Annotated in this window: 10 protein-coding genes; 4 read left to right on the top strand and 6 right to left on the bottom strand. The window is 64.1% G+C overall.

Going from position 1 to position 10092, the window contains the following annotated elements; all coding sequences use genetic code 11:
• Positions 1-116: 116 nt before the first annotated feature.
• From ACESL8_RS01185 to ACESL8_RS01165, 5 genes are all read right to left on the bottom strand, one after another.
• Entirely contained in the window at positions 117-1835 is a 1719-nt protein-coding gene (locus tag ACESL8_RS01185; RefSeq protein ID WP_372915061.1) for an ABC transporter ATP-binding protein, read from the bottom strand.
• 105 nt (positions 1836-1940) lie between these two features.
• Complete coding sequence (locus tag ACESL8_RS01180; protein ID WP_372915059.1) at positions 1941-3266, bottom strand: aspartate aminotransferase family protein; 1326 nt, start codon at positions 3264-3266, stop codon at positions 1941-1943.
• A 16-nt stretch (positions 3267-3282) separates the two neighbouring features.
• On the bottom strand, positions 3283-3771 hold the full coding sequence (locus tag ACESL8_RS01175; protein ID WP_372915057.1) for a glutathione peroxidase: 489 nt from the start codon (positions 3769-3771) through the stop codon (positions 3283-3285).
• Positions 3768-4373 carry a thymidine kinase gene (locus ACESL8_RS01170; RefSeq protein WP_372915055.1) on the bottom strand — a complete coding sequence of 202 codons (606 nt, stop codon included), beginning with the start codon at positions 4371-4373 and terminating at the stop codon, positions 3768-3770. Before ACESL8_RS01170 ends, ACESL8_RS01175 begins: the two co-directional genes overlap by 4 nt.
• A 64-nt stretch (positions 4374-4437) precedes the next feature.
• Complete coding sequence (locus ACESL8_RS01165; RefSeq protein WP_372915053.1) at positions 4438-5265, bottom strand: AIM24 family protein; 828 nt, start codon at positions 5263-5265, stop codon at positions 4438-4440.
• Positions 5266-5385: 120 nt separating this feature from the next.
• Here ACESL8_RS01165 and ACESL8_RS01160 point away from each other — a divergent pair, with 120 nt between their 5' ends.
• From ACESL8_RS01160 to ung, 3 genes are all read left to right on the top strand, one after another.
• Positions 5386-7455, top strand: a complete 2070-nt coding sequence (locus ACESL8_RS01160) for a TonB-dependent receptor (protein ID WP_372915051.1) — start codon at positions 5386-5388, stop codon at positions 7453-7455.
• Positions 7456-7528: 73 nt separating this feature from the next.
• On the top strand, positions 7529-8074 hold the full coding sequence (locus ACESL8_RS01155; RefSeq protein ID WP_372915049.1) for a cytochrome b: 546 nt from the start codon (positions 7529-7531) through the stop codon (positions 8072-8074).
• A 31-nt stretch (positions 8075-8105) separates the two neighbouring features.
• A complete protein-coding gene (gene ung, locus ACESL8_RS01150; protein WP_372915047.1) occupies positions 8106-8801 on the top strand; it encodes a uracil-DNA glycosylase in 696 nt (231 codons plus the stop codon).
• On the opposite strand, the gene ACESL8_RS01145 is transcribed toward ung, so the two are convergent.
• The gene (locus tag ACESL8_RS01145; RefSeq protein ID WP_372915045.1) at positions 8798-9283 is read right to left on the bottom strand and encodes a pyridoxamine 5'-phosphate oxidase family protein; all 486 of its coding nucleotides are present in this window, start codon (positions 9281-9283) and stop codon (positions 8798-8800) included. The two genes, ung and ACESL8_RS01145, sit on opposite strands and share 4 nt — an antisense overlap.
• Here ACESL8_RS01145 and ACESL8_RS01140 point away from each other — a divergent pair.
• Entirely contained in the window at positions 9282-10007 is a 726-nt protein-coding gene (locus ACESL8_RS01140) for an alpha/beta hydrolase family protein (RefSeq protein WP_372915043.1), read from the top strand. The genes ACESL8_RS01145 and ACESL8_RS01140 overlap by 2 nt on opposite strands.
• Positions 10008-10092: the final 85 nt, after the last annotated feature.

Genomic DNA, 10092 nt, shown 5'->3' with positions numbered 1-10092 from the left:
TGAACAGCAGCACGGCGGCGATGCCGATCACCACCATTGCCGCCAGGATGCGCATCACCCGCGGCGGCTTGATACCGCGCAATGTGGCGAAATGGCCCGCCGGCAGCGGGGTGCGATCAGTCGCCATCAACCGTTTCCCGTCCGGCGGCGGCGCGCAGAGCATCGAAGCTGGCGCGGTCGCGGGTGATCAGCTGGCGATCGAGGCCAAGCCACAGATAGCCATCCAGCACCAGATCTTCGGGCCGGTTGCTGAAATAGAGGATGGTGGTGCGGGTTGCGCGGAAATGATCGAACACCGCCTTCAACCGCGCCCGCGCCACCGTATCGAACAGCGGCGACATCACCAGAATGCGCGGTTCGGACAGGATCGTGGCGGCCAGTTTCAGTTGCATCATCTTGGCCACGGTAAAAGGCGCGCCGGTGGAGGACAGGCGGGTGTGGATGCCTTCGGGCAACAGCGCCAGCCGATCTTGGAGGCCCACCAGTTTCAGCGCCGCCATCTGATCGGCGGCGTTCTTGGCGGGATTGGCGAGGCGCAGATAGTCGGCGATGGTCGATTCAACGATGGCCGCCCGATCGAGCACGGAAACATCGGAGCGCAGTGCCAGCGTATCCATCAGCGAGATATCAACGCCGCCCAGCGTGATCAGGCCCGAAGTCGGCTTTTCCAGCCGCTTCAACAGATCGGCAAATTCGCGTTCCATGCCTGGCACACCCTGGCAAACGAGGCGGCTGCCTTCGGCTATCTGCAGGTTCACGGTGGCCGTGCCGACGGGCAGCGTAAAGCGCAAATGGCTCATTTCCAGTGCGCTGCCGCTGGGCGGGGCCAGGCCCGCCGGCGATTTGGTTTCCTGCTTCAGGCCATAAAGCAGCGATAATTCCTCGATGGAGGCCGCCAGATCGTACCAATCGTCAAGGTAGGAATACAGGCTGTTCATGCCGGAAAACACGCCGGACAGGATTAATTCTGCCGCCACCAGCTGGCCGATCGACAATTGTTCCTGAATCACCAGCCAGCCGCCCAGCGCCAACAGGCCAGCACTGGCAGCGGCGTACAGGAAATAAAAGGCGATGGTTTGCGGGAACTGGTAGGAAAAATGCGCGGCGTGGGCCTGCACATAATTGGCGCTTACCTGTTCAGCGCGGTCGAGCGCATAATCGATATGCCGGGCCGATTTGTAAAAGCCGTTCGACGCGCCAACAGTTTCCAGAAAGTGCGCCGCGTTGTATTTTTCGTGGGACAGCACAATCGAGGTTTTCATCGCGCCCTTGGCCCAGATTGCCCACACCGCCCACAGCAGCGCAATCAACACCAGATTGAAGGCCAGGAAAAACGGGTGGTAAAAACTGGTGACAACAAAGCCGACCAACATGCCCAGCACGATGGTGAAACCGCCGATCAACAGCGACGGCACCGCCTTTTGCATGTTGACCAGTTCAAAATAGCGGTTGAACAGATCGATGCGGCGATCATCCTGAAAGAACGGATCGGCGGCGTTGATCACCCGCATCGTCACGTCGGCCACCAGCCGCGCCATGAAACGGCGGCGATACAATTCCATCAAGTGGATGCGCAGCACCGACAGCAAACCCGACACGACGAGCAACCCGAACAGCATCTCTGCCAGCGTGAACAGTGGCGCCGGCAGCGCGGTGTTGGCGATGCTGTTGATCAGCAGCTGTACCGAAATCGGCGTGGCCAAGCCCAGCAGCGCGATGCCGATCCCGTAAATGAGCGCCAGCCAGAAATAATTCTTTTCCGGCCAGACAATGTCTTTCAACCAGCGGTAGACCAGCCGATTCAAATCCATCTGCGAAAGGTCGGTGGCGGCCATGGGTCTCCTGTTCCCGAATTCGGGCATAGGCGGCTCATGTAGGGTGAGCCTCCCCCTTTTGCCAAGGTCGCGGCCGAAAAAAGATTACATCGGCGTAATGGAGCGTCAGTCCAGCTTTTCAAGTTCAGCGGCGATGATGGCAACCATCTCGTGGATCTGATCTTCGGACACGATCAGCGGCGGCGACAGCGAGACAGTGTCGCCCGACGAGCGCACCAGCAGGCCGGCATCGAAGAGCGCCCGGAACAATTCGATGCCGCGCGCACCAACCACGCCATTGCGCGGCGCCATCTCGATGCCTGCCATCAGGCCCAGATTGCGGATATCGACAATGTGGCGCGCGCCTTTCAGGCTGTGCACGGCGTCCTGAAACACCGGTTCCAGTGCGCGGGCGCGGGCGAACAAGCCTTCATCGGCATAAAGCTCGAGCGCGGCGAGGGCCGCGGCGCAGGCCAGCGCGTGCGCCGAATAGGTATAGCCGTGGAACAATTCGATCCCGGGCACATCGCCGGGGGCATCGACGATGCCATCGTGGACCTGCCGGCTGACCGCGACTGCGCCCATCGGCACCGATGCGTTGGTGAGGCCCTTGGCCATGCAGATGATATCGGGCGTCACGCCGAACCGTTCAGCCGCTGTGGCCGCGCCAAGCCGGCCGAACGCGTTGATCACTTCGTCGAAGATCAGCAAAATGCCGTGCTTCTCCGTGACGGCGCGCAGCCGTTCCAGATAGCCCACCGGCGGCGGCAGTACGCCAGTGGAACCCGCCACCGGTTCGACGATCACCGCCGCGATGGTATCGGCGCCGTGCAGCGCGATGATGGCTTCCAGCCGGTCTGCCAGTTCCGCGCCGTGCGCGGGCTGACCGCGCGAAAAGGCGTTGCGCGCCATGTCGTGGGTGTGCGGCAGGTGATCGACGCCCACCAGGCCGGGGCCGAAGGTGCGGCGATTGGCGACCATGCCGCCCACCGAAATGCCGCCGAAGCCAACGCCGTGATAGCCGCGTTCGCGCCCGATCAGCCGGGTGCGTTGCCCGGCGCCGCGCGCCCGGTGATAGGCCAGCGCGATCTTGAGCGCGGTATCGACGCTTTCGGAGCCGCTGTTGGTGAAGAAGATGCGATCAAGCCCCTCGGGCATGATATCCGCCAGGCGATTGGCGAGCTGAAACGCCAGCGGGTGGCCAATCTGGAAGGTGGGGGCATAATCCAGCTGCCCGGCCTGTTCCTGGATGGCGCGCACGATGGCATCGCGGCCATGCCCGGCGTTCACGCACCACAGCCCGGCACAGCCATCGAGCACCTGCCGGCCATCGGATGTCGTGTAATGCATGTCCTTGGCGGCGACGAGGAGGCGCGGATTGGCCTTGAAATAGCGATTGTCGGTGAACGGCATCCACCATTGGGCGAGATCGTTGGGCAGATTGGCGTGCATGGCGGGCGTGCTCCCTTCAGGCTTGCGCGAGCAGTTTTTCGATCTGGCTGCCCAGTGCTTCGGGCTTGGTGGCCGAAGCAAAACGTTCCTGCACGCGGCCGTGCTTGTCCACCAGGAACTTGGTGAAGTTCCACTTGATCGCTTCGCTGCCGAGCAGGCCGGGTGCCTGTTTCTTGAGCAGCTGGAACAGCGGGTGAGCGGTGTCGCCGTTGACATCCACCTTGGCAAACAGCGGGAAATCGACATCGTAGGTGAGCTTGCAGAAATTGGCGATTTCGCTGGCATCGCCTGGTTCCTGCGCGCCGAACTGGTTGCAGGGGAAACCCAGCACGGCAAAGCCGTTGGGGCCGTATTTCTTGTGCAGCATTTCCAGCCCGGTGTATTGCGGGGTGAAGCCGCATTTGCTGGCGGTGTTGACGATCAGCAGCACCTTGCCGGCGAAATCAGCCATGGAAATTTCGCGCCCATCGATGGTCTTGGCGCTGAAATCATGAACGGTGGTCATTCCGGCTTCCCTTCAGGGTGGTGCTGTCCGGCCAAGGCAGCCGAAAAATGGCGGCGGCACAAGGCGACATAGCGATCATTGCCACCAATTTCGGTCTGCTGGCCAGAGGCAACGGGGCGGCCGGTTGCATCTATACGCAAGTTCATCGTTGCCTTGCGCCCGCAGGCGCACACCGCCTTCAATTCGGTGAGCGTATCGGCAATCGCCAACAGCCCCTGGCTGCCAGGAAACAGATTGCCGAGGAAATCGGTTCGCAGGCCGTAACACAGAACCGGGATGCACAGATCATCGGCAACGCGGGCGAGTTGCCAGACCTGATCCCTGGTCAGGAATTGGGCTTCATCGACCAGCACGCAATGGGCGGCGGCGGCGGCATGGGCGCTGGCCACGGCGGCGAACAAATCGGTGCTGGCGCTGAAGACGTTTGCGGGCGCTGATAATCCGATGCGCGAGGCGATCACGCCGCTGCCGGAACGATCATCCAGCGCGGCGGTGAACAGCACCGTGTGCATGCCGCGTTCGCGATAATTGAAGCTGGCCTGCAACAGCACCGTCGATTTGCCGGCGTTCATCGAGGCATAATAGAAATAGAGCTTGGCCACGCGGCATCAATGCGCGTGGCCCGCCCACCGCGTCAATCGGGCATCACAGCCGAGCCTCAAAGCCTCAACGATTTCCCCCGATGAAACCGCCCAGTTCGCCCAGCACGCTGCCTTCGCCGCGATTCTGGCCGCGGCCGCCAGCGGCCTGCAACATGCGGCCCGCGAGGCGGCTGAACGGCAGCGACTGAATCCACACCTTGCCCGGGCCGGTGAGGCGGGCAAAGAACGCGCCTTCGCCGCCGAACAGCATGGATTTCACGCCGCCAGCGCCAACCAGATCGAAGGTGACGCCCTGCGTGTAGGCGGCAAGGCAGCCGGTATCCACATGCAGTTCTTCGCCCGGCGCCAGTGTGCGTTCCACCACGGTTCCGCCCATCTGCACAAACACCCAGCCATCGCCATCAAGACGCTGCATGATGAAGCCTTCGCCGCCGAACAGCCCGGTCATGATGCGGCGCTGGAATTCGATACCGATGGACACGCCGCGCGCTGCCGCCAGAAACGAATCCTTTTGGCAAATCAGCGTGCCGCCGACGCTGTCGAGCTTGATCGGCAGGATGGCGCCCGGCGTGGGCGAAGCAAATGCCACCCGCGCCTTGCCGCCGCCATTGTGAGTGAACACCGTGGTGAAAAGGCTTTCGCCGGTTACCAGCCGTTTGCCGGCGCCCAGCAATTTGCCCATGAAGCCGCTGCCGCCTGCCTCCGAACCATCGCCGAACACGGTGGTCATCCCAACGGTGGCGTCTTTCCACACCATCGCGCCGGCTTCGGCCACGGCGCTTTCGCCGGGATCAAGCTCGATCTCGACGAATTGCAGTTCCTGGCCCTTGATCTCGAAATCGATATCGTCGGCGCTGCTGCCGCTGCGGTTGTGCTGCCAGGGGTTGGCCATGATCGTTTCTCCTGCGTTGTTGCTGCAATGTAGGATCACTGTGTTGCCGCGCCAAGACGCTGCCCAACAAAAGATGGCGCGTGCTTGCACTGGCGGGCGGCTTGGGCAACAGACGCCGCCATGACGCATCTTGCCCTTACCGCGCTGCTGCTTGCCGCTGCTGCCCCCGCTATGTCCGCCGAAGCGGAGGGAGCGCTGATCACCGTGACTGGCAAGGGCCTCAAGGACGTGCCCGGTGATGCCGCGCTGTCGCTGGTGGTGATCGACCGGGCGCGCATTCTGAACACCGGATCCAACCGACTGGAATCGGTGCTGGCCGATATCGCCGGGCAGCAGCAGTTTCGCCGTTCAGACAGCCGATCGGCCAACGCCACCAGCCAGGGCATCACCCTGCGCGGGCTGGGCGGCAATGCCTCGTCGCGGGCGCTGCTGGTGCTGGACGGGGTGCCGCAGGCCGATCCATTCGGCGGCTGGGTGGCGTTTCCGGCTTATGCCACCGGCCGGCTCGACCGTATTCGCGTCACGCGCGGCGGCGGTTCGGGATACTGGGGGCCAGGCGCACTGGCCGGCACTATCGAGCTGGAATCGGTGGGCGGCAACGACGTGCGGCTGTTCGACGGTGCCGTTGCCTATGGCAGCCGCAGCAGCATCGATGCGCAAGGCGCGCTGGGGCTGAAGCGCGATGGCGGCTTTGCCACGCTGTCGGCTGCCTATGGTCGCGGCGATGGCTTCATCCCCATCGTGGCCCGCAGCCGTGGCCCGGTTGACCGCGCCGCGCCTTACGAACAGGCCAGCGTCAATCTGCGCGCGGTGGTGAGCATCGCGCCGGATACCGAAGCACAGGTGACAGCCACCGGTTTCACCGACAGCCGCGAGCGCGGTACTGCGTTTTCACGCAACACCTCCGAAGGCGTGGACGGCGCCGTGCGGCTGGTCGGGCGCGGCCAGGAGCGGGGACTTTGGGGCTGGCAGGCGCTGGCCTATGTGCAAACGCGCAATTTCACGTCGGATTTTGCGGCCGTTGCCGCCGGGCGCGCCAACGTGACCCAAAGCCTGGCGCAATATGCGACGCCGGCCACCGGCTGGGGCGGCCGCATCGAAATCGCGCCGCCGCTGGGTGATGGCGTCACGCTGCGGCTGGGCGCAGACACGCGGCAGTTGACCGGCAAGACCATGGAGATGTTCACTTTTGTAAATGCTGCGCCCACCCGCCAACGCGAAGCTGGCGGCCGCACCGCCACCACCGGGTTGTTTGCCGATGCCAGTGTTGAAAGCGGCATTGTCACGGCCACGCTGGCCGGGCGCGTCGATTGGTGGACGGTACAGAACGGGCGGCTGCTGGAAACCACCATCGCCCCCGCCGCACCGTTCACCACGCTGATTTTTGCCGATCGGTCGGGCCATGAATTCACCGGGCGCGCCGGGCTGGCCGTGCAGGCGGCCGATTGGGTGTCGCTGCGCGGGGCGGCCTACCGCGGCTGGCGGCTGCCGACGCTGAATGAACTGTACCGCCCGTTTCGCGTTGGCCCCGATGCCACCGCCGCCAACGCGCTGCTCAGCCCCGAACGGGTTACTGGCGTTGATCTCGGTTTCACTCTGAAGCCGGCCACGGGCATTGAAATCGGCGTCACCGGATTCTGGAACCGCATGGACGACACGATCGCCAACGTCACGCAGGCGGCTGGGCCGGGGGTGTTTCCCGGTGCCGGCTTTGTGGGCGCCGGCGGCTTTTATCGTCAGCGCCGCAACCTTGATGCGCTGGAAGTGTGGGGCTGGGAAGTCGATGCCCGCCTGCGCCGCGGCCCGTTCGGGTTGACCGCCAGCTGGAGCCATGTCGATCCCACCATCAGCGCCAGCGGCAGCGCTGCGCCGCTGAATGGCCTTCGCCCGGCGCAAACCCCGCGTGACCAGTTTTCCGGCACCATCGATTACACCGGCACGCTGTTCACCGCGTCTGCCACGCTCCGCCGTATCGCCAGCCAGTTCGAAGACGATCAGAACAGCCGCAGCCTGGCCGCTGCCACCATGGTCGATGCGCTGCTGGTGGTGCCAGTGATCAAGGGGCTGGCCGTTGAGGGCCGGGTTGAAAACCTGTTCGATGCCGAGGTGCAGGCGGCCTTGTCGGGTACCGGCGTGATCGAACGCGCCTTGCCGCGCACGCTGTGGGTGGGCGCGCGAATCGCCTTTTGAAGGGGGGTAACCCCGTATCGACACAGGCGCAGCCCGTGCCTAACGTTGCCCGCAGGCCAACGGGAGACGGGGTTTGAGCAGATACAGCAAGGTTGCCATCACGCTGCACTGGTTGATGGCGCTGATGATCGTGGGCAATCTGGCTGGCGGTTTTCTGAATGATTATGTGCCGAAGGAAGGCGGCCAGCGCGCGCTGGTGATGGGCCTGCACATGAGTTTCGGGCTGAGCATCATCGTGCTCACGCTGGTGCGGCTGGGTTGGCGGCTGGCCAACCCGCCGCCGCCGCTGCCGGCATATTTCACCAGCGGTGAACGCGTGCTCGCCCGGGCTTCGCACTGGTCGTTTTATGCCGCCATGCTGGCCCTGCCGTTGACCGGCTGGGCGCTGACCAACCGCAACGACCTGCCGCTGATGTATTTCGGCCTGTTCGAAGTGCCCAAATTCGGATTGGACACGGTGACAGCGCGCGGCGTCGGCGAGATCCACGAAACACTCGGTTGGGTCATGCTTGGGCTTCTGGCCCTGCATATCGCCGCCATCATCAAGCATGTCGTAATGGACCGCGACAACCTGCTGCCGCGAATGGGTGTGGGCAGGAATAGCGGGCCGGGCGCTTGACGCTGCGGCTGCGCTGCGGCCACACAGGCGCATGGCCGATCCCATCAAACTCCACCAAAGCTGGGCCGTGCCCCTGGCCGGCGAATTCGCTTCACCGTACATGGCGGCACTCAAGACATTCCTGAAAGCCGAGAAAGCCGCCGGAAAAGCCATTTTTCCCAAGGGCAGCGAGTGGTTCCGCGCGCTCGATCTGACCCCGCTGGACCGCGTGCGCGTTATCATCCTGGGGCAAGACCCGTATCACGGCCCCGGCCAGGCGCACGGGCTGGCGTTTTCCGTGCGTCCGGGCGTGCGGGTGCCGCCCAGTCTGGTCAATATCTACAAGGAATTGCAATCCGACCTCGGCATCCCGCCGGCGCGGCATGGTTTTCTGGAGCATTGGGCGCAGCAGGGCGTGCTGCTGCTCAACAGCAGCCTGACCGTTGAACAGGGCCTGGCGGCCAGCCACAAGGGGCGCGGCTGGGAACGCTTTACGGATGCGGTGGTTGGCTTCGTGGCAGAACGCGGACGCCCGTGCGCGTTCCTGCTGTGGGGCAGTCACGCCCAGAAAAAGGCGGCATTCGTCGACGACAGCCGGCATCTGGTGCTGAGAGCCCCGCACCCGTCGCCGCTGTCAGCCCACGGTGGCTTTCTGGGCTGCCGGCATTTCAGCCAGGCCAATGCGTGGCTGGAGGCGCGGGGGCAGCCCGCCATCGATTGGGCACTGCCCCCGGTGCAAAGCCCTTAATCGAGCCGGACTGTCGCCACCTTGTCCTTGTAAGCGGCCTTTGGATCGATCCCCAGCACCATCTTCATGCCAGCAAACAAGCTGTGCTCGTCGAGCCAGATCTGCGCGTCTTCGGGATCAAGCCGCAGCAGCCGCAGCTTGGGATCATCGCGGCCGCCTTCGAACCAGGCGGCAACGAACCGGTTCCACAGGCGGTCGATCGTGGCCGGATCGGTGTCGAGACTGAGGCGGCCATGGACTGCGGCAAACAGGTCGTGATCCTTTGCCGCAAAGATGGCGATGGCGCGGTTGCTGCTGTCCAGCAATGGCAACAGCCCGTTGTCATCTGCACAGAAAAACCAGATCGGGCCGCTATCGTTTTCGAATTGCGCAGTCATCGGCCGGGCATGACCATCCTGAGCACCGTCGATCCCCAGCATCATCGTGCGATCCGACTTCAGCGCTTTCCAGAATTTGGCTTCAAGATCTCGGGTCTCGGTCATGCAAAGGCTCCTTGTTGCGGCGTCGGCAACAATTTACCTACGCGCCGTGCGGGGATCGGTTCCGCTGCGCCCCGGCGCTACCGCCCGCCGGCTTGCAGCTCTGATCGCGGCGGTGCAGGGTATGCGAAACGATGATCTTTCCGTGGGGGACGGCGTGATGAAATTGGCCTTGTTGGCACTTGCCCTTGGCGCGGCCCACCCCGCACTAACCCAGCCCGCACTCGCCCAGTCCGCACCTCAAGCCAATCCGCTGCTCACCGATCCGCTCGCCACCGCCGCGCCGCGCGCCCGGATGGAGGTGTTGCACATTCCATCGGGCGGGGTGGAGATCAATGGCGTCGCCTATCTTGCTGCCGGGCCAGGGCCGCATCCGACCATCGTCATCTGCCACGGCTGGCCCGGCAACGAGAAGAATCTCGATCTGGCGCAGGCGCTGCGGCGGGCGGGTTGGAACGCCGTCACCTTCAATTATCGCGGCGCCTGGGGCAGCCCAGGCGCTTTCCGTTTTGCCCAGAACCCGGAGGACGCGCGCGCCGTGCTGGCGATGCTGCGCCGGCCGGATGTGGCGGCAAAACTGGGAATTGATATCAGCCGCATCGTGCTGGCTGGGCACAGCATGGGGGGCTGGGTGACGGGAATCGTGGCGGCGGACGATCCGGCGCTGGCGGGCGTGTGCACGGCGGTGACAAAGCAGGCCATTGGATCGTCGGCGCGGGGTCGATGAGGGCGGTGTAAAACCCGGCCATCGGTTAGGCTGGCTCCTTTTGGGAGCGGCCGGGGATGTTTGGCGTGGACAATTATGCTGCGGT

The sequence above is a fragment of the Sandarakinorhabdus sp. genome (assembly GCF_041689835.1).
In the GTDB taxonomy this organism is placed as follows: Bacteria; Pseudomonadota; Alphaproteobacteria; order Sphingomonadales; family Sphingomonadaceae; genus Sandarakinorhabdus.
The sequence above is the reverse complement of the archived record's forward strand: the minus strand, read 5'-3'. Positions and strand labels throughout refer to the sequence as shown.